Source organism: Streptomyces olivochromogenes, assembly GCF_001514115.1.
Lineage (GTDB): Bacteria > Actinomycetota > Actinomycetes > Streptomycetales > Streptomycetaceae > Streptomyces > Streptomyces olivochromogenes.
In genome coordinates this window covers 1-26,431 of record NZ_KQ948478.1, presented here as the reverse complement: position 1 = coordinate 26,431, position 26,431 = coordinate 1, and the positions used below count along the sequence as shown (strand labels likewise).

Genomic DNA, 26,431 nt, shown 5'->3' with positions numbered 1-26,431 from the left:
AAGGCGGGGGCCCGAGGCGGGGCCCAAGGCGGAGGTCCAGGGCGGGGCCCAAGGCGGAGGTCCAGGGCGGGGCCCAAGGCGGAGGTCCAGGGCGGGGCCCAAGGCGGAGGTCCAGGGCGGGGGTCCAGGGCGGGGAGAAGTACCGCACGCTCCTGGACGTCGGGCAGGCCACCGTCTCCCGAGCCCTCAACACCGCCCGCCAAGTCCTATCCGCGGGCCCCGAGCGCACGGCGCTCTGCCACGCTCCGGACGACCTCGCTCGTCGGCACCTGCTGCCTGCCCAGGTCGAGCACATCGCCGACGAGCAGCTCGCGCCGGAGATCGAGACGAGCCACGCCTCCGACGTGACGGCTTGGGCCCGCAGGCAGACGCCGAGTACGTCGCTCCCGCACCCGACCCATCGAGGCCGATCTCGACGGGTTCCGCCCCCAAGACACCTGACCGGCAGGCGTATGAGCACAGGGCCCGAGCCTCCCAGGGGGCGCGGGGTTGGGCGTTGGGGTTGCGATTTCCTTGGCCTGCCGCGGAATCCCCGTGATGCGGCAGGCCAAGGCACTTCCCTCACGGCACGGTGGCTGGGGGCGGCGATCGCGACGTCCTTGGTGAACGAGCCGGTCGAAGCCGCCGACGACAAACAGCTGGGCAAGACCCGCGCCCGCTGCGGGCGCGTCGGCCTTATCGAACTCGACGAACTCGACGAACTCGACTACCTCGAACGGGACCGCCGCGGCGCGGAGAGGCTCTTCCAACTTCTCGCCGAGCGTGAGGGGAAGAGCAGTATCACGGTCGCATCGAACGAGGCGTTCACGGGCCGGAGCCGCACCCTCACCGACGCGCGGCTCTGCACGGCGATCGTGGACTGGCCCACCTTCTCCGCCACCTTGATCGAGACCGGAACCGAGTCCTCCAGGCTCGCCCGCAGCGAAGCCGACCAGACCAAGCAGTCGAGCCGACCAGGCTCACCTCGGCAGCGGCCGTGCCCGCAATACGTAAGTGTCGCCGATTTTAGGAGACCAGAGCGACCGCCCCGCCGACAGTTCACGACGACGAAGTCAAGCTCCTCTAGAAGGTGACGTGGGCTTGCGCAGCAGCCACTGCCCGAACGTCCGACGCGGGGGTCGCACCACCACGCGGCCGTGGGCCTTCTGACCGACCAGCTCCACTCGCAGAGTGACCGGCGTATCAGGATCCGTCGGAGTCTGACGGTACTTGACCCTGCTGTGCACCAGCTGGAGACCATCAGTATCGACCACGATGCCCGGCCTCGTGACCAGCGTCAGGGTCCTCCCCGTCATGCCCACGTCGATCCGCAAGGTGCCGTGCGTGATCACTGCGTCAGTGAAGTCAAGCGTCACCTGGCAGTACGTCACCGCGAGCTCCAGCCTCCGCGGTACCACCCAGCGCCCCACGCGCTCGACCGCGCCGCTGTGTACCTGTTCGATCCGAACTATGTCCTTGACCTCTGCTCCAGTCCCGCCGACCGTAGCCGATACGGGCGGCAGGTCAGCGGTGAGCGTGGACAGTTCGCTCAGAGTCCGCGCCGACAGGGCAGCTTCCAGGCGCTCGTCCAACTCGTCCGCGGTCAGCAGGCCGTCCCCCGCCGCGATACGCAGCACATCCACCACCCGGTCCCGATCGGCATGAGAGGCTCGCAGCTCGGGCGGCGAGCCGGGGCCGGAGTGCTTCCCGGTGGGCGAAATCTCTCCCGACATACTTCCGTCCTGGTCCTGTGAAACGTCTCCGCGCGACGCAGGCAGCGGCGCGAGGAGAAGACTAACGCTATATCGCGACATGAATGCCGGCCGGGTCCCATCACGGAGAGGCGATGGGCAGCGTCGATTCATGGCATGCGGCATCCATCATGCCGAGGCCCGGTCGCGACAACAACCGCATCCCAGCGGCCAGTTCACACCGTGCCCGGGGCCGCTTCAGTGCGTAGGCAATACAGGGAACCTTCACAAGACGGGGCCACCGCAGACCGTCATGCTGGGGCTGTTGAACGGGTCCGGCCCACTTCTCGGGCTCTGTCGCCGAATTGGGGGTACATGGCGTGATCCAGAGCTGGCGGGCATCACCTGGGCGTGATGGATGCGGTTCGCCTCCGACCTTCCTTTTCCCGGGGTTGGGGTGGAGGTCGCGGAGGTGGCCTGGGCGGGGGAGAGGCCCGACTTGCTATGCGCTACCCGGCGGGGTCGGCCGCGCGTCCGAGACGCGGACGGAGATCCACGCGCGTGCACTGCTACTACCAGCGGTGTCTGGCGGACCGTCCTGTCGCCGGCCGACAGGTGCGACACGATCTGCGGGCACGTCGTCTCGTGTGTGGCAACGACGCTGGCTCGGGTACTGGAGGCGAGGGCTGCCGTGGCGGGCGGCGGGACGGAGTTGGGGGGGAGCCTCAACCGATCCGTCACCGGTCGACCGGCGGAAGACGGGCAGCGAACACCACCTGATCTGCGACGGACGCGGCATCCCGCTCCACGTCATCACGACCGCGGCCAAGGTCAACGACATCACCCAGACACTCAACCTGGTTGACGGCATCCCGCCGGTGGTCGGGCGTCCGGGCCGTCGACGACGCCGCCCCGAATCCGTCCTGGGCGACAAGGCGTACGACTCCCGAGCCGTGCGGCGCGAGCTGCAATGCCGGCGCATCATGCCAGTGATCTCCCGCAAGGGCGCCCCGAACATCAAGGGCCTGGGCAAGCTCCGTGATGTCGTGGAGCAGACCTTCGCCCTGCTCCACCAGTTCAAACGCCTCGCTGTCCGCTGGGAGCGACGTCTTGAACTGCACGACGCATTCGTCTCGCTGGCCTGCAGCCTCATCTGCTGGGGGCGACTCAAGAGACAGGTAGCGTGATCACCCGAGGGCTTCGAGTGAAATTCCAGACCGGATGCGACGGCAAATGCCATCCCCGATCCGGTGGAACATGGTGTCCGTGCAGGCTAGGCACCGGGCCCGGTTCGGCGGATTACTGGAAAGGGCGAGCCTGTGTCGCAAGACATGGTGAGAGCCAGCGAGCTGTTGACCGAGCACGAGGTCGAACTGTTGACTCGTGCGCTCCTGGAGTGGGGTGGCCCCGCACACTGCAGCGATCAACTCGCCGTCGGCATGGGGTTTACTGACACGCAGGATCTGTTCGACCAGTGCCAAAGGCTCCGGAGGGCCCTTGGCGAAGACGCCCCACTCGGCGCAGCGGACTGGGCACGGACACTTCTGGCTTCAGAGATCGTCTTCGTCAGCGACCTCGCCGGCTCGGGCGTCGAATGGTCAACGACCACGGGGCGCGACGACGCGACGACGATCAGGGTGCTGCGGGTGATCCAGCGGAAGCTGGCCCGGACCGTCAGCCCCTACTACGGAAAGCGACCGAGCGAGTAGCTCAGGGGGCCCCTCCGTCAGCTTCCACGACTCGAAGATCTCTCGACCGCTTCACTGTGGCTGTATCCGGGCCAACGCAGAAGATCCTGTTACGAACTCATAGACGCCAGATCCTGCTGTCTCTCCGCTGGAGAAGGAGATATCTGGGCTTGATCCACTTTGACGGACATTTGAGATCAGGGGATCTGCCCCGAAAGGGTGTCCATCATGGAGAGCCTGGGGAAGAAGAAGTCTCGGCCTCGCCGTTCGTTCACGTCGGACTTCAAGGCTGAGATCGTCGAGCTGTGCCGGCGCGCTCCTGAGCCCGTTGCGTCGTCCCAGGCGCGCCTCGAGCGACGGATGACCGTCAGCCGCTGCCGGGGCTCGGGGCAGCCGGCCCGCGTTGGTGTGGAAACGTCTTCCAGGTCACCGTCACCGTGGCGTCGATCCGCCTCTGGCCGCAGCATGGACATCGTGTCCCAACTCAGCCGGCCTCCAGGGCGCCTGCCCGCCTCGTCAGGTCCGCTGCGACGCGATCCCGGTCCGGGTCTGTGCACCCACAGGTGCTCGGCGGTTTCACGCATGAGCGCCGGCTCGTCAGGTCGCTGCAGGAGCACCAACCGATAGGACAGTTCGCGAACCCAGACCGGCGGACGACCATCGAAGAGATCAACGAGTGGCGCGGACTCGGCGAGCACCCGCTACGACAAAGCCCCGACCTGCTACCTGGCCGGACTCCGCCTACGTGGCGCGATCATCTGGCTCCGTAGCCTCCACTGAAGACCGGAACTCGGGCCACGCTCTACGGCCGGTAGCGGATCTCCAACATCACGCAGCCTCCGGTTGTCCGGTACGGGCCGTGTTCCATGCCTGGGGGCCGGGCGGCGAAGTCTCCGGCGCGGAAGGTTTGGTCCAGGGTCAGGTCGTGCAGGTCGCCTTCGAGGAGATAGACCTCCTCGACCCACTCGTGCCGGATCACGCCGGAGAGCGAGGTGTCGAGGCCGGGCTCCCAGCGCACCAGCCGGGTCAGGGCCTCCGGATCAGCCTCGTCCCTGCTCAGAATCCTCTCGGCGGTCCCGGGCTGCGGCCCGGTGCGCCACTGCATGGTGTCCGGTGAAAAGAATTCCCGCTCGTTCTTCATGACAGTGACCTTCTGTAAGCAGTGAGGAGTAAGGAGCCGGGGTTGGCCGGAGCCCGCTGGAAACGTGACGTACGGGGTCGGAGGCTACATGGCTCAGCCTCTGCGAAGCTGCGGCCATGAGTAACCGAGTTGCCTGGCGAACTCCGGTGAGCCACCGCAGACTTCGGCGGCTTGGCGTGGGTCAGCTGCGACGAGTTGCTCAGCGAGCCGTTCAGCTTCATCGGCCGGGTCGTCACCGGAGACGGCGAGGATCATCCGGAACTGCAGCCATGGACGGTCTTCCCTGATCGCAGAGCGGCCTGGATGGAAGAGGAAGACGTTGACCTGGTGCGGTTCCCAGGGCCAGGCGGACAGGGCGCCGAGTTCACATTCCCACTGTGCGAGCCAGTCAGTGCGTGCTCGGAGGTCTTGCTCCAGCAGTCGTGCAACGGTCCGCGCCGGCCATTCCCAGCTGCGGTCCGCGGCCGCCCGCTCGACTTCTCTTTGGTACTCCTGAGCCTCAAAGCGGAAGGCAGGCAGGTCAACCTCGTCCCCGTCGGGATTGCGCCACTCGTCCCAGAGCACGTAATCGCCGTTGCGCTGGATGGTCACGTAGAGAGCGCCGCAGCAGCCTTCGGTGCACGCTGCCTCGGCCAGCCGCACCTCGTGTGGTTCGGATGTAGCAGTGAGAGGGCCGCCCGGCACCAAGAGGTACTGGGGATCTTCGCCCGGGCCCTCTGCGAATGCGTCAGCCAGGATGTCCCTACCATCAATCAGCGCCCGAACCTCCACGTTTGCGCCCCTCCGCGTGGGATCAGGAACGACAACGCGAAGGGTGAGGCAACGCTTCTCATCAGTCACTGGACGATTGTTGAATGCGCCGGGACCGGACGGCACCCCAATTCTCACCACCGACCTCGTCGGTGGGAACGCCACAGTGCCGGAGGCCTGAGACACCAAGAGGATGTTGCCAGGTCGTCGGCCCTGTCCCTCAGATGTGACACAGCAAGTGTCAACTACCTGGCAGGCGCTAATCCTCGACACCTCGAAACCTCGACACCTCGCTCCTCTGCTCTGGCCACCACGTAATCGATCCAGTCCCTCTTGGCATGCTGGACCCGGCGGACAGAAGTGTTGATGTGCATATCGAACAGATCCGCGATCGCGGACGCAGGCATGTCAACGGCGGGGGCGGTGGTCTCACTCGTCCGGACGACAGGCCCCGCTGCCTCCGCGCGCGTCGCGCCACGTCACCGAGCGCGTCCGCCCTTCGCACCTAAGGTGACGCCCGGAGGTGGAGAATGCGAGTGGGGTTGCACGCGCTCGGTATCGGTGACGGTGCCCGTCCCGAGGTGATCCGTGCGGTGGCCACAGCCGCGGAGACGCACGGCTTCGCGAGGCTCTGGTGCGGCGAGCACGTGGTGCTCGTGGATGCGCCCGCCTCCCGTTACCCCTACTCCGTGGACGGCCGGATCGCCGTGCTCGCGGACGCGGACTGGCTGGACCCGCTGCTTGCCCTGACCTTCGCTGCGGCGGTCACCAGCCGGATCGAACTCGCCACCGGGGTACTCCTACTGCCTGAGCACAATCCGATCGTGGTCGCCAAACAGGCCGCCACACTCGATGTGCTCTCCGCCGGGCGGTTCAGCCTCGGGGTCGGAGTCGGCTGGTCGGCCGAGGAATTCGCAGCGCTCGGAGTCCCCTTCGCCAGGCGCGGGCAGCGCACCGAAGAGTACCTCGCCGCGATGCGCACTCTCTGGGCCGAGGACCCGGCCTCCTTCACAGGGGAGTTCACCCGGTTCGATGCGATCCGGGTCAACCCGAAGCCGTTGCGCGGCGGTCGGCTCCCGGTCGTGGTCGGAGGCAACAGCGACGCCGCCTTGCGCCGCGCGGTCACGCTCGCCGATGGCTGGTACGGGTTCAGCGTCCCGGTGGCCGACGTCCCGGCGCGCATCGCCGTTCTCGTCGACGAGTGCGCGCGCCACGGTCGCGCTTTTGACGAGCTCACAGTCGCCGTCGCGCTGAGCGACGGCACCCCGGAGCACCTCCCCGCACTTGGCGCGGCAGGCGTCACCGAACTGGTCGTCGTCGGCGCACCCCCACCTGCTCCCGAGGCGGCGGCCACCTGGGTCGCGGAAATCGCCCAAACCTGGATTCGCCCGGAGTAACAACCAGGCCGACCGGGCCCCAACCGATGTTTTCACACCCGCAGGGCGTCCCCGCAGACAAGGCGACTGACCTGCGGATACTTCGTAGCTCACACATGCGCGAGAGCTCTAACCTCGCGCTTTCATCAGCTGCGGTGTCCGAGGTGTCATTGGACAAGGGCCGAGCCCGCTGTGTTCGGGCCGGTTGCCTCCGATTCGACTGCATCCTGCCTGATCGGCGTGCTGCCCGCAGCCGGTCTCCGTGCGCTGACGGCCCTCTGCCGTCGGGTACCTGCATCCCGCGGCTGAGGACCCGAAAGTCGTACAAGCGTGCGGTGATTCAGACCCTATGAGTACTCCGCGCCGGTGTCCGCTGCGGCCGTACATGCCTCCGAGACAGGCCAAAGACGATGACGAGTGCCGCCCGCAAAGCTGCCTGGATCCGTGCCCGCTCCGCTCGGTGGCGATAGCGGCGGCTGCCGTGGCGGACACGTTCCGCGCGGCGGCGGTCCGGGATCACAACCTGCACCATACGGATGCGTCCCTGCACAAGTCGGGCCTCATCTCCATGATTTTCCTCTATCTGATGACTCTTGCGATCGCGCTGCTCCTCGTGTGGCTCGTCCGGTCCCGGCGCAACGCCCAGGAGCTGTACCCCCTGGGCCTCGGTCCCGAGTCGGGGCTGGACGATCGGCACGTGGTTCATACCGGTGGCCAACTTCCTTGTCCTGCGCCAGTTCGTCCTCGACATGGGGTGCGCGAGCTCCGCGTCGTGCAAGCAGAAGCGAGACACGACACTGGTGAACCTGTAGTGGGTCGCCTGGATCACCCACGCGTCGGTGCTCGTGCCGGGGGCCCCGGGGGAGATGGCTTCCTCGTGGTGGCGGAGGCGCTCGTGATCGCGGCGGCCGTGCTGCTGGGGCTCGTCATCAAGCGCATCACCGCGTCGCAGGGCGCCGCGCTCGGCGCCACCGTTCCGGTCGCACCTCTCGCCCAGGCGTGAGGCAGTTCCCCCGATGTCCCCTGAAGAATGGTGCCGGGTACTACCCCCGTGACCGCGTCGAGGGCGGCTGTCACGGGGGGGTCTCCCAAGGCCGGGGCCGTACTGCCGGCGGAGACGGTCCGCAGGTGTGGCCCTGACACTGCGATATCGGCGGCGCTCGCGCCGTGGCGCAAGCCGTGGGTGGTCCACGATCCGAGCAGGATCCTGCTCGATGTCGGGCTCGCGGTGGCACTCGGCGGAACAGGGAGGGGGAGACGCCGACCGGTCTCGACGCCGTCTTGCCGAGGCCGAGCCCCCGCCTCAAGGGTGAGGCGGGAGAGTCTGGCCGGATGGAGGGACTGCTGTGATCGTCCGACTCGTGGTCAGCCCGCTCGGTGGCCGTGAGCTGTCGACCACCCCGGGCCCGTGAGCAGGGGACTGGTTCACCGCTGGGGAGGCCGACTTGGCCCTGTACGTCCCCGTGCACCGTGACCCCGTGGCGGGCGCCGTCCTCGCGGAGATCCGCGCCACCGCACCGCGCCACCGGTAGCCACCCTGAGCCGCCGGCCGGCACCGCGAGGCGACGGGCACCGATTGGTGTCCACCGTATGGCACACACCAACTGGGCAGTTGACTACCCGGTCGCCCCGTCCGCGTCCGCCCGCCCCTGTCGGAGTCAAACTGCTTTCGAATCTCCAGGCGGCTCTCGTGGGCGCCGCTTTCGATGAATGGGCGTTCGAAGTGGAGGGCGAACCGGTTGCGAGCTACCAGGAGTTCCAGCAGCGCCTCGACCTGGCGGCAAGCATCCACGAGGGCGAGTTTGCCGCGCGCACCAACGGCATCGTCGTACGGTCTGTCTGACGAGAAGAGACGAGAGGTCCTGTCCGTACGACAACAGCGTCCCTCAGACTTTCTCGCCTGGGGCCGCTGCGCGCATGTCGTCATGCCCGCGGGCTGCCGTTGGGTTCACGCACGCTGTCGCCCCACAGAGCGGTGTGCCCTGCCACCGCGGGCGCCGACATGAGCCGTCCGGGGTCCGTCACGGTGGATCTGTACGTGGCATCTCAGAGCGTTTGTTGCTCAGCCTGGAGAGCGCTCGGTTTCGCCGGAGGGTGACGTCTGCGAGTTCTGACAACGCTTCAGGGAGCTTAAGCGCTTGAGCGGTAGCCGCTGGGCAGGTGCTCGACTGCGCCGAGGAAGTCGCGGAAGGCCTGGTCGGTGCGGGTGGTGTCGCCGGTGGCGTCGAGGTCCATGAGGAGACCACGGATGACAGCGAGAACGAGCGTCGCGAGATCAGGCCGACCGATGCTGCGCAGGCCGTCCTCGAGCGGTCCGAGCCAGTCGGTCGTCGCGGTGCGCCGGAAGTTGGGCCACAACTGCTGCTCCGCGCTCTCGCGCAGCTGACCGAACATCCGCAGGTACGGCCGCCCGTCCGGGCCGGTGATGGAGGTCCAGGCGCGATCCAGGGTCGCCGTGTAGGGCTCGCCGGGTCGCACCCGCAGGAGCTCGCCGAATGTGTCGAGTTGGCGTTGCCGCGCGTGCCCGAGGACTGCCCGCAGTAGGGCGTCGCGGGTGCCGAAGTGATAAATCAGCATGCGGGCTGAGGTACCAGTGGCGGTGGCCAGCGGCTCGAGCCGGTCGGGGAGGCCGTGCGCGAGGGCGTGATCAGCGCAGGCATTGAGCAGCTTCTCCTTGATGTGCGGTTGCGGTCGTCTGCCCACGGCGCGACTTTTTCACGTAACGGCGGCTACGTCTACCGTTGATCGAAAGGCAGTCAAGGCAGACGTGGAGGCAGCGATGAGGGTCGTGTTCGTGCATGGGGCGTGCGTGCGGGACGGGTCGTGGTGGTGGCACCGCACCGCCGAGCTGCTGCAGGAGCGAGGGGTGCCGAGCGTGGCCCCGGCGCTGCCGAGCTGCGGCGAGGCGGGCGTGCCCGGCGGCGTCGCCGGTCCGGGGCTGTCCGAGGACGTTGCCGCGGTGCGACAGGTGCTGCAGGCCGGCGACGAGCCGACCATCGTGGTCGCCCACAGCTACGGCGGCATCATCACCGCGGAAGCCGCTGCGGGAATCGGGTCGGTGCGCCATCTGCTGCTCGTCTCCAGCTACCTGCCCGAGGTCGGGCAGAGCCTGTCGGAGTTCGGGGACGGCAGTCCTGCCCCGTTCCTCGACGTCGACCCCGACGCCGGCACGTTCGGGGTCCGCCCCGAGCTGCTCGTGGACACGTTCCTGCAGGACTGCGACCCTGAGGTCCAGGCGCAGGCGGCGGACCACCTTGCCCGGCAGAGTGTGCAGGTGACCGGGCAGGTGGTCGGGGCGGCCGCATGGCACCAGGTGCCCTCGACGTACCTCGTCTGCACTCAGGACCGCGGAACCCCGCTACGCCTACAGCGCGAGTTCGCCCGCCGGGCCGGCAGCGTCGTCGAACTCGAGGCCGGCCACCATCCGTTCCTGTCCCGGCCCGCCGCGGTCCGGGACCTGCTGCTGAGCCTCTGACGGCAGCCACGGACGAGCCGGGCCGACGGTCCGAGGGCCGGGAGGCCGTCGTGAGCGCCGAGGAAGCTGTACTTACTGGTGCGTGATCGGGCTTGATGTCGTCAGCGCGGACGACGCCGAGGAAGGCGTGGGCGAGCATGGCGAGGGTGACCCAGCGGGCCCAGGTGACCGGTCCGGTGGAATGGCAGCGGTAGTAGGCCAGTTCACCGGTGCGGCGGTTGCGGCGGATCAGGGCGCCAAGCCGCAACTCAGACATGAAGATCACGATTTATCGCTGGAGTACTAAGGTCTCCCTGTTCATGCACATTCCAGGGTCTGTGGCCGCGGGTCCCTTCGACGGACCGAGCGTTGGGAGATGAGCCAGTAGATGAGCGCCGCGGGAGGCGAGACGCACAGCAGGACGATCAGCAGGCGGGAGTCGATCACACGAATGGGTGACGCAGGTATTTCCACTTCGCGTGGCAGATCCCTCAAGAGGGCGTGGAGTTGCTCGCGGGTCCGCGCTTCGTAGGCCGCGACCACCCGTTCTTCAAGTTCGGGAAGTGTCAGTCGGCCTACTGCGTAGTGGTGTTGCAGTTGTGCCTCGACCTGGTCGCGTTCGGCGTCCGAGGCTCGTAATGCGGGGCTGGTGATGTGCTCCTCGCTGTCATTCATGGCGACCTCTCTGTCGCGGGGGAGCGGCGTCCGGGGATGGGCGGTCTTGCAGGTCGACGACCGTGACAACCACCCGCGTCCAGACCCCTGGAGCGTCGCGGTCCCCGAATTGGGTGGCGAGCCGTTCGATGTGACCGCGCAACTCAGCGAGTGCCTCGTCGGTCAGTCTCAGCGCACCTCGATGCAGGTCGACCTCCCGGCGGCCCCCAGTCTGCTTGGACCGGTAGGCAGCGTTGATGTCGGCCCGGGTGGCGTCGAGCATCGAGCCGAGGAACTCGGCCATCTCTTCGGGGTTCGCAGCATCGCTGGGGGGTTCTGTAACCGCGGGGGTATAGACCCGCTCGACCTTGCCGCGGGCCAGCGGCCGGTATTCGGCGATCTCGATCAGCCCGGCCCGTTCGAGGTGATTCAGGTGGTAGTAGAGCCGGTCAGGTGGAAGGTCGACGTGGTCGGCGAGTTCGCGTGCGGACTGTGGCATCTCCCACAACGCTTCTAGAAGCCGGATGCGCAGGGGATCGGCGAGCGCTTTGTGTACACCGTGCCACGGCCGGGGCGATGCACCGGAGCCCTGTGTGCTCATCGGTCCCCTTCATTGCATGGGTCTTCAGTGGTTGGAAAACTCTACAACCAATAGGGGAGCGCGGCCAGTTGGAGCTGTTGATGCCCAGCGGGGGGCGAGGGGTTCCCCTCCCGGACGCGGGCCGGTGCGAGGCCTGGGCGACCGCGTCAGCCGACCGCGGCTTGCTGGGCTTGCGCCTTGGTGTGTGCGAGGTGGTTGGACTCGGTGCCGGGCTGGATGATGGCGTGTGGACGCGGCGGCAGCTGATAGACGGCATACGGTGGCGGACCCGCGCCGGTGGCTCCCTGGCGCGACGTGCCGGAACGCTACGGCCCTGGGACCGGATCTATGACCTTGTTCCGACGCTGGCAGCGCGATGGCACATGAGCGCGGCTCGTCACCCAGCTCCAGATGTAGGTCGATGCGAGGGACTGATCACCCGGGATGTGAACGTCGACTCCACCGTCTGCCGGGCCCACCAGCACGCCGCCGGGGCGTCGAATAGGGGGGCCTGCGGAAGGAGCCGCCCGACGGCGTTGCCGTTGAGCCGGCCGACCATGGTCTTGGACGTTCCCGGGGCGGGCTGAGCACCAAGACCCACCTCGCTGTCGAGCAAGGGCCGAAGCCGCTGTCGGTTGTGATCACTGCCGGGCAGCGTGGGGATTCCCCGCAGTTCGAGCCGGTCCTGGAGGCGATCCGGGTGCCTCGCGTTGGCCCTGGCCGGCCCCGCGGCAGGCCGGACCTGGGCGGGGGCCGTCAAAGCGTACGACTCCCGCCGCAACCGTGCCTACCTGCGAAGGCGGGGGATCAAGGCGACCATCCCGGTCCCAGCGGACCGGGTCCGCAACCTCCAGAGACTCGGCTCCCGGGGCGGTCGGCCGCCGAAATTCGACAACGTCGACTACCGCGAGCGGCATGCTGCCGAGTGCGGGACCAACCGTCTCAAGCGGCACCGGGCCGTGGCAACGAGGTACGACAAGCTCGTTGTCCGCGACGAAGCGACCGTGCTGGTCGCAGTCCTCAACGAGTGGCTGTGACCAGCACGGGCCCGATACGTGCTAGCCGTCGATGTCGAGCACTGTGCCGTACAGTCGGTCCACCTTCAGCCGGATGACCACCCGGCGCTCGGCAACCAACTCCTCCAGGAACGCGGCTTCGTCCTCGGGCCTCCCGGACTTCGGGATCATCCCGAGCAGTTCCCGCCCGACCGCGTCCCCAGGAACTGCCGTGCTCTCAGAGACCACGGTCTCGCCCTCGGCGACGGCAAAGGACCACACGCCGCCGCCCGACACGTGCAGCGCCGCGCGTGGATCGCGCCGCAGGTGCTGGACTTTGACCCGGTCGGTCGTGGTCGAGAACCGCACTATGCGGGCTTCGGGGTCCCAGCTGTACACCATGGTTGTCAGGTGGGGGTGGCCACTGCGCTTGATGGTGGCGAGCGTGCCGAACTGCTGCTGGCCAAGCAAGCTGGAGAGGGCTTCCTCGGACAGTGAGCGAGGCGCTGGTCGTTGAGTCATGAAGTGATCAACGCCCCTGGCCCTCCAGCAATTTCATGGACTCCATATGCCCAACACCAACTTTCACAACACGCCCTGGGCGTGCGGGTCAGCCGCCCTGACCGGCGCTTCCGACCGGGCCGACCTTCACCGGGGAGCCGGAGCCGTCCGTGACGGGCAGCGTGGCGGCGCCCGGCCAGTTGAGGGTGACCGACTTCGTCTCGTCCGGCGGGGTCACCACCAGCCCGGTGACGCGGACGCCGGAGCCGCCCGACTTGTTGAACGGGTAGTTGACGGGGAAGTACGTCGACTTCCCGTTCTTGAGGACGGCCGAGTCGGCCTGCTGACCGGTGCGCTTCGCGGACAGCGACCCCGCGTTGGTCTTCAGGTCGACGCCCGCGTACCCGGAGATCGTGCAGTCCCGGCCGCTGTGGTTCGTCAGCTCGACCACGACGGTGCCGTCGGGGTCGCCGTCGATGGTGTTGTCCTTCGCCGTGATCTCCAACTCGTCGGTGCGGCACTTGCCGACCTTGGCGTTCGCGTTGGAGCCGTTCCCGGCAGCCGTACCCGTCCCACCGGAGCTCGTTGCGCCGGAGTTCGTTGCGGAGCTCGTCCCGGCGGAGTCCTTCGCGCCGCCCTGGTCCGAACTGCCCGAGTCCGAACCGCCGCCCGAGGGCGACGCGGTGGCCCCGGATGAGGCGGTGGCCCCGGACGACGGGTCGCTCTGTCCCTTGCCGGCGTCGTCGTTCTGGCAGGCCGTGAGCGAGAGACCGGCGGCGACGGCCAGGGCGGCGAAGGTGAGCTTGTGAACGCGCATCGTTTCTTCCTCAGTATCGGTTGGCAGTGTCGGCCGCTCGGTACGGGTCGGTACGAGCGAGCGTTTCCGACCATCAGGAGCGGCCCTGCCCGGTCGGCCGTTCCGTCCAGCCGCCGCATAAGACATTCCTGTTACACGCACAGCCAGGCACAACGCGCGCTATCACCGGGCAGACCGCGCCGGGACGCGCCGCAGGCCAGCCGGGACGGCGGTTCCTGCCACCGTCGCGGACCTGTTCGCAGCCGTCGCCCGTTGGGACAGACCCGTAACCCGACGGACCACAACCGATCCCCTGCCCTCCTCATCCCGCTCCGCTCGTTCACGGGAGCAGCCGCCCGGCCGCACCGCCCGGTCCGCGAGGCCAGGTGTCCGGCAGATTGAAGGCGCATCGACTCGCCTTGGCGGCCACGAATTCCGCGGTCTCGGGGCCGTCCCGCCCACCGAGGGCGAGGTCCTGGGTCGGCAGGAACAGCACGTGGTGCAGGGCCGCGACGAGCGCCGCCGCCATACGCGGGGTGACGCCGCCCGTCGCACCGGTCGCTTCGGCGAGCACCTCCGCGAAGACCTCTTCGCGCCATTCGTGCGGGGCCCGCGGACAGGCGGAGAACGTCGGGCTGTCGTCGATCGTCCGGGAGAACTCCGGGCCCGCGAATCCGGCGATCGGCCCCGGCGACGACGTCCTCGGAGGCGCCGCGCAGCACCGCCAGGTGCGGACTCCCTCACCAGGCACCCGGCCGCGAGCCCGGCCAGGCTCCGGACGAACGCCTCCCGGTGCTCCAGCACCAAGTCCTCCTTGCGGGCACCGCAGTTGGCCACGGTCGCCCGATGCGTCAGTCCACCATGGCCCAGAGTCGAACCTTCGGCCTCGAGGTCCACGCTGACGCGCTTGCCGGCCTTTTGTCTGAGGGCTGATCCCCACATGCCCCCGACGTGCTTTCCTCGCCGACACCAGGGGGGCCCGGCAAGATCCGCCGGACAGGCTCTACACCTCGTTGAAGCCGCGCGCCGCGTTGTGGATGCGTAGATGTCCGTCTCGATGGCGACCACGTAGAAGCTCGTCACGACGTAGTGGACCATCACGTGGTCTTCCCAGGCCGAGCGCGTCACTTCGTCGGTCGTGTAGGCAAGGTGTCTGTCGGCGCCTTCAGGCTCAGCTGCGATCCTGTCCACGAGACGCAGGAACTCCTCCCGATCTGCGGCCGGCATGTAGTCACGGAACCGCCCAACCTGCGTCGAACTCCGGGACGTTGCGGCAGTCGCCGCACGCGTACTTGATGCCGCCGTCGTCGGTGATCCCCAACTGAGCACGTCTGTCTGTACTTGGTTGAGCACCCTCAAGTACGCCGACGACCGGTGCCTTCGTCAGTACGCGGCGGCCTGGGACCCTGCTCGATGCTGATCTGCCATCTTGTCGTCGGGCGGCCGTCGCATGACCAGACTCACAACGACGACCGTAGGCTGCGGGCGCCGACTTCGAGCCGGGCCGGCCGACGACAACCGGCAACTCCCCCTGAGAGGGGCTCTCGGAGTCGTGTCCCGAAATTGTGAACAGGCTTCCAATGTGACTACGACCCATGCGTCGTCGGCCCATACCTGGGCAAGCGGGTCCTTCACAGAGACACGGTCACAACCATGTCGGCGTCGCAGGCTCGCGGTGCTGGCGGGCGTCGGCTGGGTCTGCCGGCAACACCAGAAAGCTCGGTGGGAAGCGGTATGCGCCCAGGGGCTCGCGCTACGGGCCGTCGCAGCTGGACGGCCTACACCACTTCCGGTTCGAGGGCGCGGTGCGGGACCTGACGCGCCCCGACGGATGCCGGGCACGGTTCGAGTGGGCGGTGGCGGGGACCTGGGCGCGGAGGTGAAGGCCACCGACCCCTGTGGGCGACGCAGGGTGATCCAGTGCCAGCACCGCCGCAACGGCCCGTCGGCTCCGCGGTGGGCACGCCGGAACGCCGGGTGGGCCCGGACGATCCGGCGTCGTCGGCGCCCGGTCCCACCCGGCGGTGTCTCACACGGTGTGGACGGTTCCGGCGTACCGCTGGGCGAACCGGGTGCCGGTAGCCGCGGATACCGTGACGTCGTACCGCCCCTCATCGGTGCGCCACGTCAGGCGGGTGCGGTCGTCGGCCCCGACCCACACGGTCCGCTCCTCTCCGACGAAGTCGTTCGGCGTGATCGTGAACGCCGCCTCGGTGCCGCCGGCGTTGCGGAGCTCCAGCTCCAGCGAGGCGTGCTCCGGCTGCCCGGAGTACCGAAGGGCCGCCGTGACCGACGGCACCGCCACATCGTCCTGACCTGTGCGGACGACGGTGCCGGAGAAGCGGCGGACGAAACCATCGGCGCCGTACACGGAGAAGTCGTAGCGGCCGTCGGTGTCCGCGGCGTCCCACACATAGGTGCGGGACGAGCGCGGCGGGACCGTGAAGGGTGTGCCGGTAGAGGGCAGCGAGACGTTCGGCAGCACGCTGAAGTGGTAGCCGACGCTGCCGTCGTTGGTGAGCGTGCAGGTGACCTTGCCGGTGGTCCGGTCGACCGTGACGTCGGCCCACGGACGATACGGCAGCGCGCGGTGCGGGCGCCGGCCCTGCTCCTGCGCCGGCATGGACTGCTGGTCGGGCACCTTGACCGGCGGCAGGGAGTTGCCGGCGTCGGCCTTGGCCATCAGGGCGACCGTGTCGGGCAGCGTCGGGATGCTGTAGTCGGGCTTGCCGAAGTCGAAGCAGCTGGTGAGGTCGCCGCATACGGTGCGCCGCCAGTCGGAGATGTTGGGTTCCCGCACACCGGTGACCCGTTCCAGGAAGCGCAGCACCGATGTGTGGTCGAAGACCTGGGAGTTGACCCAGCCCCCGCGCGACCACGGCGACACGACCCACAGCGGCACCCGGCTGCCCAGTCCGATGGGCTTGCCGTTCGCGAACTCGTCCTTGGTGCCCGGCTCGGGGAACGGCGGTATGACGTGGTCGAAGTACCCGTCGTTCTCGTCGTACATGAGCAGGAAGACGGTGTGCTTCCACACCTCCGGGTTGGCGAAGAGCGACTGCAGCGCGGTGTCGACCCAGTGGGCGCCGTAGTCGGGGCTGGCGTTCGGGTGCTCGCAGAACAGGTAGGGCGCCACCAGCCAGGAGACGGTGGGCAGCGTGCCGTCCTTGCAGTGCCGGTCGAAAGCCGTGAGGTCGAACTTCGTCATGGCGTTGACATAGCGCGGATCGTCCTTGGGGAACGCGTGGAACTGCTTGAAGTACGACAGGGCGTTGTCGTCGTAGTCGCCGTAACGGTCGTCCGAACCGTCGGGGTTGTGGTAGACGCGCCAGCTGATGCCGGCCTCCTCCAGGCGCTCGGCGTACGTCGTCCAGTCGGCCACCGGGTTGCCCGTGACCGGTGTGTTGTCGGTCCATGGTCCGGTGGTGCCGTCGACTCCCGGTCCGGCGGTGCCGGTCCACAGGTAGAGGCGGTTGGGGTCCGTGGGGCCGTTCAGCGAGCAGAAGTAGCCGTCGCAGAGGGTGAAGGCGTCGGCCAGCGCGTACTGGTAGGGGATGTCCTGCCGGGTGAAGTAACCCATGGTCCGCTCGCCCTTGGCGGCGACCCACTTGTCCATGGCGCCGCCGTTGACGGCCGTGTGGCCGGTGTCCCAGTCGTGCGGAAGGCCGCCCGCGTTCTGTGCGTTGTACTTCGTGGTGTCCATGCGGAACGGCAGGAGGTAGCCCTCTTTGCGGCCTCTGGCGGGCTGGCGGAACACCGGGTCGCCGCCCGGTAGGACGGCCGCTTGGCGGTCGGCGAAGCCTCGTACGCCACTCAGGGTGCCGAAGTAGTGGTCGAAACTGCGGTTCTCCTGCATCAGGATGACGACGTGCTTGACGTCGGCGATGCTGCCGTCGCGGGCGTTGTGGCCGGCGGCCTCGGCCGTGCCGGGGAGTCCGGCCGCGAGGGCGGCTCCGGCCGCGGCGGTGCCGATGAAGGAGCGGCGGCTGATCTCGGTCATGGGAGGAAGGTCCTTCGGATCGTTCGCGGTCAGCCGCGGGCGGGCAGGGAGAAGGTGACGACGGCGGCGGCGTGGTCGGAGGGCCAGCCGTTGGCGGCGGTGTCCGGCACCGGTCGGGGCCAGCCGGTGAAGAGGTTGTGCGCCTCCAGTACCTTGAGCCGCCCGGCGAACTGGATCTGGTCGATCCGGTCCTGCGGTTCCGCGCCCCCGCCCTCGCGCTGCGTCCTGACGGGGGACCAGGTGATGCCGGGCGTCTTCAGCGGGCCGGGGTGGGCGTCGCGGAAGGCGTCGACTAGTCCGGCCCGCTCCAGCGTCTCGGTGACGGGCCAGCGCACCCGGCCCACTCCGCCGTGCGCGGACGCCGTCCGGCTCGTCCAGTCGTGGTGGGACGGTGAGGCGAGTCCCGCCGCCAGCACGAGGGGGGTGCGCGCGGCGAGTTCCGGTCGCAGCGCGGCCACCAGTGCCTGCACCTGCTGGTAGCGGGTGGTCTCCTTCTCCGCTGCCTCGGCCTGCGCGGGGGTGCGGCCCGCGAGCAGCGCGTACGGCCCGTAGTCGGCTTCGTCCAACCGGGCCGTCCACAGACGCACCGTGCGGTCGCCGGGCAGGTGCAGTGTCGCAGCGGCGGCCGGCAGTGCCGCGGTCGGGGCGACTACGTCGGTGAGCGGGTAGCGGCTCACGAGGCCCAGGCCGCCCGCTTGGTGCACGTGCCAGCCGAGCGCATCGGCGAGGTTGCCGGCTCCGTTTTCACCGCACTCCTGCAGCGTGACGACGTCCAGGTCCTGGGTGAGGACCAGCCGCAGCTGCTTCTCCAGGAACCCGTCGACGTGGGTACCGGCGTCCCAGAGGTTCAGCGTGGCGACCTTCAGCCGCAGCCGGTCCCGGGCGGCGCGCACGGGCACCTGGACAGCGACGGTGTCGGTGCCGACGGCGCTGTCGGTCACGGCGACCACGATCCGGCCGGGATTGCGCGGGGCGGAGGCCGGGGCTCTGCCGCTGACCGTGCCGTCCTCGGTCACCGACAGCCACGGGTCACCCGCGACCCGTCTGAAGGTCGCGCCGCCGGGGGCATTGCCCTCCGGTCTGACCCACAGACCGCCCAGCTTCACCGAAATGTCTGTGCCGGCGGTCTGCGGGGCCGTGGTCAGGGCGTCCACCACCGCATGCGGGCGGGGGATCACGGGGCGGACAGCGAAGCTGAACGCGGCCGAGCGGGCCAGGATGCCGTAGCCGTCCTTGGCCAACAGGTAGGCGGTGTACGGCCCGCCGCTCAGACCGGAGGTGTCGAGGGTGATGTCGCCGGCGGCGCCGGGGGTGTACTCCCAGGCGAGGGAGGAGCCTTGCCCGGGCAGCCGGTCGCCGTCGTACACACCGACCCAGTTCTTCGCGTCGGGTGTGTCCGTCGTCCAGTGGAAGGCGACCTTGTCCCCCTCGTGCGGGGTGGGTGTGGTCAGCTTGATCGAGTCGCCGGCGGGCGGGCCCGCGAAGCTGAACGACTCTGTCCGGGCGAGGATGTCGTAGCCGTCCTTGGCCAGCAGATACGCGGTGTAGGGGCCGTCGCTCAGGCCCGAGGTGTCGAGGGTCGTCCGGCCGGACGTGCCGGGCGTGTACGCCCACACCAGGGAGTTGCTGCCGCTGCCGGGCAGTCGGTCGCCGGGGTAGACGCCGATCCAGTTCTTGGGGTCGGGCGCGTCCGTCGCCCAGGTGAAGGACAGTTTGTCGCCGCGCCGCGGGGCTGTCGTGGAGCCGGTCGTGATGCTGCTCTCGGACGCTGCGGCCTGTGAGAGGGATGACACGGTGTTGGATCCTCTCCGCCCCGAGTGCGGCCTTGGCGACACCCGGGTCAGCAAAGTTGTCTAGATAACTTCGCCCCCAGCAAGCCGTCTCCGGGTGACACCCCCGTGAACGAGGGGTTGCCGCTCCCCGGGTAACAGGCGGAAATCTGAAGCGCCGTGGTGCGGGGCGGACTATCAAAACGTTTCGAAAGGTGACGCCTGACCTGCAACTTCCTCACACTTTCAGCCTCCACTGGGACTCGCGGAAGCCATCATCGTCTCCTTGCGCCCAGTTGCCGTCCCGGGTGGGCGCAAGAACTCACGTCCGCCACCGACGCGCACCGAACTGTGCACAGGAGGTCGCCGAGCGAGCACAACGGGACTGCCAGGTACGGCTGATGTTCCACAGGGGTTACCGCGTCGGCCGTGGCCTTTGCCGAGCAACAGCAGTTGTGTGTGGTCGACCGCCATACCGCGGCATTGGGGTCCGGCTCGGGTCCCCTGAGAGCTGCTTCCGGCCCGGGAAACGAGGCGTCGCACCCGGGGACCTTTCGGCACAAAGACTTCGGGTCAGTGTGTGGTCGGTGGAACGGTGGAGCCGATCCTGGTGGGAGGGAGGGCGAGAGGCACTGCGCACTTCGGGCCCTGCGAAGCGGCCGAAGGCCGACGACAGTGACTTTGCCGTGGTCGAGCCGCTCCTGCTGGAGGGTGCGATGGCTCAGTCAGGGCTGGGCGGATGAGCGATGGACGTTGACGCGGGTGCGGCTGCTGACCGCGGAGGAACTGGGGTGTTGTTGTCGGTCCGCGGTGTGTGGGAGTTGTTGCGGCGGCACAGCTGGTTGTGTCTGCAACCTGCGCGGCGGGCGGTCGAACGAGACGATGCGGCGGTGGCCGGCTGGGCGAAGGAGACCTGGCCGCGCGCAAAGCCACCGCGGCGGCGCTCGGGGCACGGCTGGTCTTGTGGTCTTCTGGTCCTCGAGGATGAAGCCGCCGTCTCGATGACGTCACACCGCGCACGCACCTGGGTACCGAAAGCCGGCACACTCATGGTCCGGTTCAACGGCGCCTCTCCCGCGGCCGCATCACGATGGCCGCGCTGACCTGCTTCAAGGCCGGCGAAGGCAGCCGACTGGTCTACCGCCCTCGCATCCAGGGCCATCACCGAGGCGATCACTGAGGCGATCACCGGGACTTCACCTGGCGGGTCTACCGCGACCTTCTCGTCCGGGCTCACCTCCAGCGCGGCGGCCCCATCGTGGTCGTCTGGGATCATCTGAATGTTCATCGCCGCAGCCGATTACGGCAGTACGCAGCCGAGCACAGCTGGCTCATCGGAGGTGCTGACCCGGCTGGTGCGCTGGGAGCCCGGCCTCGACACCTCGCTCTCCGGCGTGATCCGGCACGAGTGGGTCGAGGAGGTCTATCTCCTCGAAGGCGACCTGCACGACCTGACCCTGGATCAGACCTTCCGCACCGGAGACTTCGCCGCCCGGCCCCCGGGCATGGAACACGGCCCGTACCGGCCAACCGGAGGCTGCGTGATGTTGGAGATCCGCTACCGGCCGTTGAGCGTGGGCCGAGTTCCGGCACGTGCGCGTCGCCCGTTTCTAGGTGAAGGTCGGCGCGGAGGGTCTCTCTGACCCCGGAGACGAAGGGCTCTCCCGCACCCTGCTGAACGCCGGTTCATCGTCGACGAGCCCGTCGCCGCGCTCGAACTGGCCGAAGACGGCGACCAGCTCGACGGCCTCGACGGTGTCCAAGACGTCACCGTGCCCACCGACGTGGTGTCCGTAGGCACCATTACGCCCAGGGCGGGGAGGTGATCTGCATGTTGGCCCTGCCGACCTGCCAGTTCCCGGGGGCGGGCAGGTGGAAGGCGGGGAAGCGGTGCAGGAGGCGGCCCACTCCGACCATCTGCCGACGGTGCGGGTGCTGCGCGGCGGCGGGAAGGGCCGAGAGGATGTCGGTGCGCGTCAACCGGCTCGGGCGCGCGGGCGAGCAGCCGGGCGACGAGGGAGAGCAAGTCGTCCGCGGGGACGTCGCGTTCGGCGTCCGTCCAGGTCCCCGTGTGCAGCTGGTGCCGGGCGAACGGCTTGGCGAGAAACTGCATGACCTCCATGCCGACCCGAGAGAGTGTCGCGCGGGCCTGTGGGGGTCGGGCGTTGCGGTACGTGCAGATGTCGGCGGCGGCCGCCAAGGCGCCGGTGGCCAGCGGGTAGGCACGTGCCAGGCGTGCGGTCTCGATCAGGGAGCGGCTGGACAGCTCCATCGCGACGGTGCGCCTCGTACCGCCTGCTCGGCCGCGCCGATCTTCCCGAGCACGGTCCGCAGGGCGGGCCAGTGCCGGGCGGCGACGTCCTGGCGGACCAGGTCGGAGTCGGCGGCGAGGAGGACGACAGGGGCGAAGCCGCCCAGCGTCCCATAGTGCATCCCGGCCAGGATCGAGAACGGCCTGCCCCGCTTCAGCGCGGCGGTGATGTTCGGGGTGAGCACCGAGGTGTCGAACCCCCCGGGCCGGAAGCCGCCGTTGGGACTGACGGGGCGCGGGCACAGACGCTGCTGTACATGACGCGAGCGGAGGCCCTTGCCCGGAAGGCAGTGCACGGATCTTCCGCACTCCGCCCCTCGCCTGGTTGCGTCAGGCGAGAGCGGGCAACGTCTATCGACGGTTTGGGGCAGCACTTGGCGGTCAGGCCGCTCGAAAAATGTCGATGAGAACTGACAACACTGGCGCATCCTGCCGTCGTTGAGTGAGGGTGACCTGTTCCGACATCGTCTGTCGGTGATCTTCACTGGTACGGTCCGGTCATGCCGCGCCTGGTGGAAGTTCCTGGGTACGTACGTTTCTGGACTGCCTCGGCTGTGTCCGCTTTCGGTTCTCAGGTCACGGGGCTGGCCTTGCAGATCCTGACCGCTGTGGCGCTGAGCGCGTCTGCCACGGAGGTGGGCATCGTCAATGCCGCCCGCTGGGTTCCGTATCTGCTCTTCGGACTCATGGCCGGGGTCGTAGTGGACCGCTGGCGGCGCAAGCCGATGATGGTCGCCACTGATCTCGGAAGGGCAGTTCTGCTCGGCGCGATACCCGTGCTGTATGCGCTGGATCGGCTCAGCATTCCCGCGCTGTGCGTGTTCGTCTTCGTGTTCGGGGTGCTGTCTTTGCTGTTCGAGGCGGCGAACCAGTCGTATGTGCCACAGCTGGTACCAAAGGAGCTGCTCAACGCGGGGTATGCCCGTGTGCAACAGGCCGACGCGGTGGCCGGCTCGACCGGCCCTCTGATTGCCGGGGTACTGATCAAGATCATGGGAGCGCCGCTGGCCGTGCTGGTGGATGCCCTCACCTATCTGATATCTGGCCTGCTCCTTGCTTCGGTGAAGGCGCCCGACCCCGTCCCCGATCGAGGTGCACGGCGCAGCCTGGGCAGCGAGCTCCGTGAGGGGGTGGCATGGGTCTACCGGCATCGCACGCTGGCGTCCATCGCCCTGACCTCGCACGCGATGCTCCTCTTCAACAGCATGGTGAGCACGGTCTTCGTGGTCTTCGCCCTGCACGGCCTCAAGATCGGGGAATTCGGTCTGGGGGTCACCTATGCCTGTGCGAGTGTCGGCGCGTTACTCGGCGGTGCGCTCTCCGGGCGCGTGGCCAGAAGACTGGACGTCGGGGCCACTCTGATTGTCTTCCGCCTGCTCGCAGCCATCGGCTGGCTGCCTCTGGTCCTGGCCGAGCGCGGTCCGTGGGCGCTTGCCTGCGTGTCGCTCGCCTGCTTCATCGTGTCCCTGGCCATCGGCGTCGGAAGTCCGGTGGAGATGAGCTACCGCCAGGCGGTGACACCCGACCGGCTGCGCGGACGGATGAACGCGACGATCCGCTCGATGAACTGGGGAATGGTAGCGGTGGGGGCACCACTTGGCGGAGTACTTGCCGACCAGATCAGCTATCGCTTCGCCCTGTGGATTGGACTGTCCGGAGCAGTCATCCAGGCACTCGTGCTGGCAGCTTCTCGTACCCGCGGGGCCCGCGCTGCCGACGAACTCGATCTCTCGACACCTGACCCGACACGGCACGGCGCAGCAGCCGCTGCCGGGCAGGGCAAGGACTGATCACCTCGCGGTGGCAATGTGTGCCCGCGCTGCCCTGGCGCCGGCGAGCGGTAGACAGACTCCAACACGGCCTTCACCGTTCAGAATCCAGCTTCGTACTCACGCATCAAGGCCCGGTGCGGCACCCTTGCCCGGGTGTCACGGCGGATCGCCGCGTAGACGTGGATCTTGGACCTTCAGAATCGGCGCATGGTGAGAGTCGGTTCCGTTGTGCTGGGTGTCTCGGATGTGCCGCGTGCGGCCGCGTTCTGGATGGAGGCCCTGGGATACGTCCCGCGCAAGGACATGGAAGGCCACCGGGTGGTGCTGGTGCCGGCGGAGGGGCCGGAGTGCAGCCGGCACTCTACGACCGGGCACGCACCTCGTTCGCGTGGCTGACGGCAGCCGGGCCCGCGTAGTCCTGAAGCCACCGGGTGCGGCGGACACGCTGCTGGAGGCGGGCGAGGAACCAACCGATCTCTCCCCTCGCCGCTCGCCGCTCGCCGCTCGCCGGGCTGCACGGCGGGCCCGGCTTCAGTCCTGATCGGGACTGAGCGGCGGCGGCTCAGCGGTGAGGGATGCCGCCCAGCGCCGAGGGTGACTCCCTGGGGGGCGGCCCCGGGGTCGGCGGGGCGCGAAAGAAGCGGAAGGTCATGTTTTATGACGTCGGTCACAGCGCCCCGCCAACCAACCGGCGCACTTAGTAGACGCGGCATGGCAGACATTTGAGTATTTGTCCGTCTTGGCCCGGATGCGGATTCCGCCGCGTGTTCCGGGATTCCGCCCGGTCGGCCCGCACGCCCATTGCCCCGTGATGTAAGGCTTCTGACGCCGCGACAGATTCCTCTCCTGCCGCCATGTGCGGACCGGAGACCCCGTGGACTGCCCTGGCGAGGTCCCGGGACCTACGAGGCGACGTAGTGGCGGGACCCATTGTGCGACCCGTCGAGCCGTTCTAAGAATGGCGACCCACAGGACGTCGCCGCAGTTCGGAACCGGTGTTCACGCTGAGTCGACCGCGCACCGTGCGCTCGGCGTCACCGAGCGAGTAGGAGCCCCCCAAATGAAGTCGTCCCGAATGTCCACGAGAGTCTTCGCCCTCGGCCTGGGTCTGGCCTCCAGCGTGCTGGGCGCGGCGGTGCCGGCGAGCGCCCAGACGGCCGCCACCCCGTCCGCTGCCGCCGGTACCTCCATGGCACGGTACGGCGGGTCGGTCGAGGAGGCCGCGAACAACAAGGCGTTCTTCCAGGCCGTGCTCAAGTCCGTCGCCGAGAAGCGCGCCGCCCAGCCGAACGCGCAGACGGTGACTGTCTACTACAACGCCTCCCAGGCACCGAGCTTCCGTTCGCAGATATCGAGCGCGGCCTCGATATGGAACAGCTCCGAGTCCAACGTCAAGCTCCAGGAGGCGTCTAGCGGTGCCGACTTCTCCTACCAGGAGGGCAACGACCCGCGCGGGTCCTACGCCTCCACCAACGGCCACGGAAGCGGCTACGTCTTCATCGACTACACCCAGAGCCAGCAGTACGACCCGGTCCGCGTCGTCACCCACGAGACCGGGCACGTGCTGGGCCTGCCGGACGACTACGGCGGGCCGTGCAGTGAGCTGATGTCGGGCGGCAGCGCCGGCCCGTCCTGCACCAACCGCTACCCGAACGCCACCGAGCGCTCGCGTGTCGACCAGCTGTGGGCCACCGGACTCACGCAGGCCCCGGGCACGGTGACCAGCCCCGCTGCCCCCTCGAGCGCTGCGCCGCCAGCACGCACCGTGGTGCCGAGCCACGGTCCGTGGGGGCGGCTCCACAGCACGCCCTGGCGTTGATTGCGTTCCCGAGCGGGAAGCGGCTCGCCGTCGAGGGTGGCTTCAGTCACATGCTCAAGACGGTCGTCTGAGCACTCTTGCAGGCCGGCTGACAGACGCTGGTGCTTTGTACGGCTGTCCTGCGGGCGGAGCCGGGAGGTGAAGCCGCTATGCGGCACTAGTGCCGCATCAGGCAACGATTGCTTCTTGGGACGTCGACTGCTGGTTGGCCGGACGCCCGCACCCGGTCGTGGGAAAGGACTTGTGGTGGCCAGTACCCACGTTCGGGTGTTCAACCGGCTTGAGGTCAGTGCGTTGCCCCCGGGGCCCCGATGGGCTGCCCAGTTGCAGTTCTGGGTTGATGGCGAGGAAGTGGTGTCAGAAGTGGTCGGCGAGGGAGGTCGCGGGCCGTTTGCGGAGGAGGCGCTGCCCGCCGACGGCCACGGTCCCCTCTGGGCGACCGGCGAGGGGCGACGTGTAGTGCTGGGCGAGCCTGAGTGCACCGGCGGGTGCTGTGGCTACCTGTCCGTCTTCGTGCAGCGTCATGGCGGGATCGTGGAGTGGTCCGAGTGGCAGGTGCCCGTTGACAAGGTGCGGCCCCCAACGTTTCATTTCGACGCCGATCAGTACCATGCCGAACTCATCCGAGCACTGACAGACCGTCGGCGGTAGGTCTACACGGAGTGACTGACGCGCCGCCGGTTCTGTCCTGGGTGGCGCGTGGCCGCCAAGCCATGCGGGGTGGCGGAGCGAGTACGCGTTCGTGGGATCGATGACGATGAGGGCCGGCGGTTGCGGCGGATCGTCGGCAGGGGCACCGGGCCGGTGGTGACGTGGCGGCGGGCCCAGATGGTGCCGCTGTCCGCGCAGGGCATGCCCGTGGCGAAGATCGTCGAGGTGACGTTCACCAGCGCCGACCGGGTCCGGGGCGTCATCCATAATTTCAGCGCCGACGGCTTCGAGTCGATCTACCTGAAGTGCAAGGGCGGACGGCCGAGGACCTTCACGCTGCCTGAGCGTCGCGAGATCAAGAAGATCGCCAAGTCCAAGCCGGCCGAGCACGGCCTGCCCTTCTCGACCTGGAGGCTGGCCAAACTGGCGGACTTCCTGGTCGCCGAGGGGGTGGTCGACGACATCAGCCACGAGGGCCTGCGTATCCTGCTCCGCGAGGAAGGT

The 26,431-nt window shown here is 68.5% G+C and carries 25 protein-coding genes and 6 pseudogenes; 15 read left to right on the top strand and 16 right to left on the bottom strand.

The genetic code is table 11. From position 1 onward, the window contains the following. Window positions 1–206: 206 nt before the first annotated feature. Window positions 207–335, bottom strand: a complete 129-nt coding sequence (locus tag AQJ27_RS60325) for a hypothetical protein (RefSeq protein ID WP_268814659.1) — start codon at window positions 333–335, stop codon at window positions 207–209. 252 nt (window positions 336–587) lie between these two features. On the opposite strand from AQJ27_RS60325, the pseudogene AQJ27_RS59480 reads away from it, so the two are divergent. Next, window positions 588–929, top strand: a pseudogene (locus AQJ27_RS59480) (ATP-binding protein); the annotation flags it as partial. 123 nt (window positions 930–1,052) lie between these two features. Here AQJ27_RS59480 and AQJ27_RS44195 read toward each other — a convergent pair. Then, window positions 1,053–1,712 (bottom strand): DUF1707 SHOCT-like domain-containing protein, encoded by a 660-nt coding sequence (locus AQJ27_RS44195; protein ID WP_067382510.1) that lies wholly within the window; start codon window positions 1,710–1,712, stop codon window positions 1,053–1,055. 605 nt (window positions 1,713–2,317) lie between these two features. Between AQJ27_RS44195 and AQJ27_RS53545 the strand changes: the two genes are divergently transcribed. Together AQJ27_RS53545 and AQJ27_RS44185 are read left to right on the top strand one after the other, a co-directional pair. Beyond that, complete coding sequence (locus AQJ27_RS53545; RefSeq protein ID WP_159064565.1) at window positions 2,318–2,857, top strand: IS5 family transposase; 540 nt, start codon at window positions 2,318–2,320, stop codon at window positions 2,855–2,857. Window positions 2,858–2,989: 132 nt separating this feature from the next. Continuing rightward, entirely contained in the window at window positions 2,990–3,379 is a 390-nt protein-coding gene (locus AQJ27_RS44185; RefSeq protein ID WP_235614038.1) for a hypothetical protein, read from the top strand. A gap of 781 nt (window positions 3,380–4,160) precedes the next feature. Here AQJ27_RS44185 and AQJ27_RS44180 read toward each other — a convergent pair. Together AQJ27_RS44180 and AQJ27_RS44175 are read right to left on the bottom strand one after the other, a co-directional pair. Next, window positions 4,161–4,499 carry a cupin domain-containing protein gene (locus AQJ27_RS44180; protein ID WP_067382507.1) on the bottom strand — a complete coding sequence of 113 codons (339 nt, stop codon included), beginning with the start codon at window positions 4,497–4,499 and terminating at the stop codon, window positions 4,161–4,163. Window positions 4,500–4,592: 93 nt separating this feature from the next. Next, the gene (locus tag AQJ27_RS44175; protein ID WP_159064564.1) at window positions 4,593–5,090 is read right to left on the bottom strand and encodes a hypothetical protein; all 498 of its coding nucleotides are present in this window, start codon (window positions 5,088–5,090) and stop codon (window positions 4,593–4,595) included. Between the two features lie 689 nt (window positions 5,091–5,779). On the opposite strand from AQJ27_RS44175, the gene AQJ27_RS44170 reads away from it, so the two are divergent. The 4 genes and pseudogenes from AQJ27_RS44170 to AQJ27_RS56880 all read left to right on the top strand — a co-directional run bounded on the left by AQJ27_RS44170 (window position 5,780) and on the right by AQJ27_RS56880 (window position 8,468). Continuing rightward, window positions 5,780–6,646 (top strand): LLM class F420-dependent oxidoreductase, encoded by an 867-nt coding sequence (locus tag AQJ27_RS44170; RefSeq protein WP_067382500.1) that lies wholly within the window; start codon window positions 5,780–5,782, stop codon window positions 6,644–6,646. Between the two features lie 460 nt (window positions 6,647–7,106). Further along, window positions 7,107–7,628 carry a hypothetical protein gene (locus AQJ27_RS44165; protein ID WP_235614037.1) on the top strand — a complete coding sequence of 174 codons (522 nt, stop codon included), beginning with the start codon at window positions 7,107–7,109 and terminating at the stop codon, window positions 7,626–7,628. 20 nt (window positions 7,629–7,648) lie between these two features. Then, window positions 7,649–7,868, top strand: a pseudogene (locus AQJ27_RS59475) (IS1380 family transposase); the annotation flags it as partial. A gap of 447 nt (window positions 7,869–8,315) precedes the next feature. Next, entirely contained in the window at window positions 8,316–8,468 is a 153-nt protein-coding gene (locus AQJ27_RS56880; RefSeq protein ID WP_159064563.1) for a hypothetical protein, read from the top strand. Window positions 8,469–8,755: 287 nt separating this feature from the next. On the opposite strand, the gene AQJ27_RS44160 is transcribed toward AQJ27_RS56880, so the two are convergent. Beyond that, entirely contained in the window at window positions 8,756–9,328 is a 573-nt protein-coding gene (locus tag AQJ27_RS44160) for a TetR/AcrR family transcriptional regulator (RefSeq protein WP_067382497.1), read from the bottom strand. A gap of 76 nt (window positions 9,329–9,404) precedes the next feature. Here AQJ27_RS44160 and AQJ27_RS44155 point away from each other — a divergent pair, with 76 nt between their 5' ends. Then, complete coding sequence (locus tag AQJ27_RS44155; RefSeq protein ID WP_067382495.1) at window positions 9,405–10,100, top strand: alpha/beta fold hydrolase; 696 nt, start codon at window positions 9,405–9,407, stop codon at window positions 10,098–10,100. 76 nt (window positions 10,101–10,176) lie between these two features. On the opposite strand, the pseudogene AQJ27_RS55960 reads toward AQJ27_RS44155, so the two are convergent. The 3 genes and pseudogenes from AQJ27_RS55960 to AQJ27_RS44150 form a co-directional block, all read right to left on the bottom strand. Beyond that, window positions 10,177–10,332 (bottom strand): annotated as a pseudogene (locus AQJ27_RS55960) (IS701 family transposase); the annotation flags it as partial. Between the two features lie 65 nt (window positions 10,333–10,397). Then, window positions 10,398–10,754: a DUF1707 SHOCT-like domain-containing protein gene (locus AQJ27_RS53525; protein ID WP_079065736.1), complete on the bottom strand. Its 357-nt coding sequence runs from the start codon at window positions 10,752–10,754 to the stop codon at window positions 10,398–10,400. Continuing rightward, window positions 10,747–11,334, bottom strand: a complete 588-nt coding sequence (locus AQJ27_RS44150; protein ID WP_079065735.1) for a winged helix-turn-helix domain-containing protein — start codon at window positions 11,332–11,334, stop codon at window positions 10,747–10,749. The genes AQJ27_RS53525 and AQJ27_RS44150 overlap by 8 nt, the downstream gene beginning before the upstream one ends. Before the next feature lie 191 nt (window positions 11,335–11,525). On the opposite strand from AQJ27_RS44150, the pseudogene AQJ27_RS61030 reads away from it, so the two are divergent. After that, a pseudogene (locus tag AQJ27_RS61030) lies at window positions 11,526–12,350 on the top strand (IS5 family transposase). 21 nt (window positions 12,351–12,371) lie between these two features. Here AQJ27_RS61030 and AQJ27_RS44140 read toward each other — a convergent pair. The 5 genes from AQJ27_RS44140 to AQJ27_RS44120 all read right to left on the bottom strand — a co-directional run bounded on the left by AQJ27_RS44140 (window position 12,372) and on the right by AQJ27_RS44120 (window position 19,398). Next, window positions 12,372–12,830: a pyridoxamine 5'-phosphate oxidase family protein gene (locus tag AQJ27_RS44140; RefSeq protein WP_067382489.1), complete on the bottom strand. Its 459-nt coding sequence runs from the start codon at window positions 12,828–12,830 to the stop codon at window positions 12,372–12,374. Between the two features lie 88 nt (window positions 12,831–12,918). Continuing rightward, window positions 12,919–13,626 (bottom strand): DUF4232 domain-containing protein, encoded by a 708-nt coding sequence (locus AQJ27_RS44135; RefSeq protein WP_067382486.1) that lies wholly within the window; start codon window positions 13,624–13,626, stop codon window positions 12,919–12,921. A gap of 319 nt (window positions 13,627–13,945) precedes the next feature. Next, on the bottom strand, window positions 13,946–14,356 hold the full coding sequence (locus tag AQJ27_RS44130) for a hypothetical protein (protein ID WP_067382483.1): 411 nt from the start codon (window positions 14,354–14,356) through the stop codon (window positions 13,946–13,948). Between the two features lie 1,278 nt (window positions 14,357–15,634). Then, on the bottom strand, window positions 15,635–17,605 hold the full coding sequence (locus tag AQJ27_RS44125) for a phosphocholine-specific phospholipase C (protein WP_067382480.1): 1,971 nt from the start codon (window positions 17,603–17,605) through the stop codon (window positions 15,635–15,637). 29 nt (window positions 17,606–17,634) lie between these two features. Beyond that, on the bottom strand, window positions 17,635–19,398 hold the full coding sequence (locus AQJ27_RS44120; protein WP_067382477.1) for an endonuclease/exonuclease/phosphatase family protein: 1,764 nt from the start codon (window positions 19,396–19,398) through the stop codon (window positions 17,635–17,637). Between the two features lie 722 nt (window positions 19,399–20,120). Here AQJ27_RS44120 and AQJ27_RS59460 point away from each other — a divergent pair. Further along, entirely contained in the window at window positions 20,121–20,477 is a 357-nt protein-coding gene (locus AQJ27_RS59460; protein WP_235614035.1) for a helix-turn-helix domain-containing protein, read from the top strand. Window positions 20,478–20,654: 177 nt separating this feature from the next. Then, window positions 20,655–21,017, top strand: a complete 363-nt coding sequence (locus AQJ27_RS44115) for a cupin domain-containing protein (protein WP_067382474.1) — start codon at window positions 20,655–20,657, stop codon at window positions 21,015–21,017. 160 nt (window positions 21,018–21,177) lie between these two features. Here AQJ27_RS44115 and AQJ27_RS56875 read toward each other — a convergent pair whose 3' ends face one another. Then, entirely contained in the window at window positions 21,178–21,354 is a 177-nt protein-coding gene (locus AQJ27_RS56875; protein ID WP_159064562.1) for a hypothetical protein, read from the bottom strand. Window positions 21,355–21,621: 267 nt separating this feature from the next. Then, a complete protein-coding gene (locus AQJ27_RS44110; protein ID WP_067382471.1) occupies window positions 21,622–21,981 on the bottom strand; it encodes a PIN domain-containing protein in 360 nt (119 codons plus the stop codon). Between the two features lie 204 nt (window positions 21,982–22,185). Here AQJ27_RS44110 and AQJ27_RS44105 point away from each other — a divergent pair, with 204 nt between their 5' ends. The 3 genes and pseudogenes from AQJ27_RS44105 (at window position 22,186) to snpA (ending at window position 25,276) form a co-directional block, all read left to right on the top strand. Next, the gene (locus AQJ27_RS44105; RefSeq protein WP_067382468.1) at window positions 22,186–23,475 is read left to right on the top strand and encodes an MFS transporter; all 1,290 of its coding nucleotides are present in this window, start codon (window positions 22,186–22,188) and stop codon (window positions 23,473–23,475) included. Between the two features lie 189 nt (window positions 23,476–23,664). Continuing rightward, window positions 23,665–23,799 (top strand): annotated as a pseudogene (locus AQJ27_RS59455) (VOC family protein); the annotation flags it as partial. 718 nt (window positions 23,800–24,517) lie between these two features. Continuing rightward, window positions 24,518–25,276 (top strand): snapalysin, encoded by a 759-nt coding sequence (snpA, locus tag AQJ27_RS44100; RefSeq protein ID WP_079065734.1) that lies wholly within the window; start codon window positions 24,518–24,520, stop codon window positions 25,274–25,276. Window positions 25,277–25,633: 357 nt separating this feature from the next. Here snpA and AQJ27_RS56870 read toward each other — a convergent pair whose 3' ends face one another. Then, window positions 25,634–25,801: a hypothetical protein gene (locus AQJ27_RS56870; protein WP_159064561.1), complete on the bottom strand. Its 168-nt coding sequence runs from the start codon at window positions 25,799–25,801 to the stop codon at window positions 25,634–25,636. Between the two features lie 195 nt (window positions 25,802–25,996). On the opposite strand from AQJ27_RS56870, the pseudogene AQJ27_RS44090 reads away from it, so the two are divergent. Next, window positions 25,997–26,431 (top strand): annotated as a pseudogene (locus tag AQJ27_RS44090) (helix-turn-helix domain-containing protein); the annotation flags it as partial.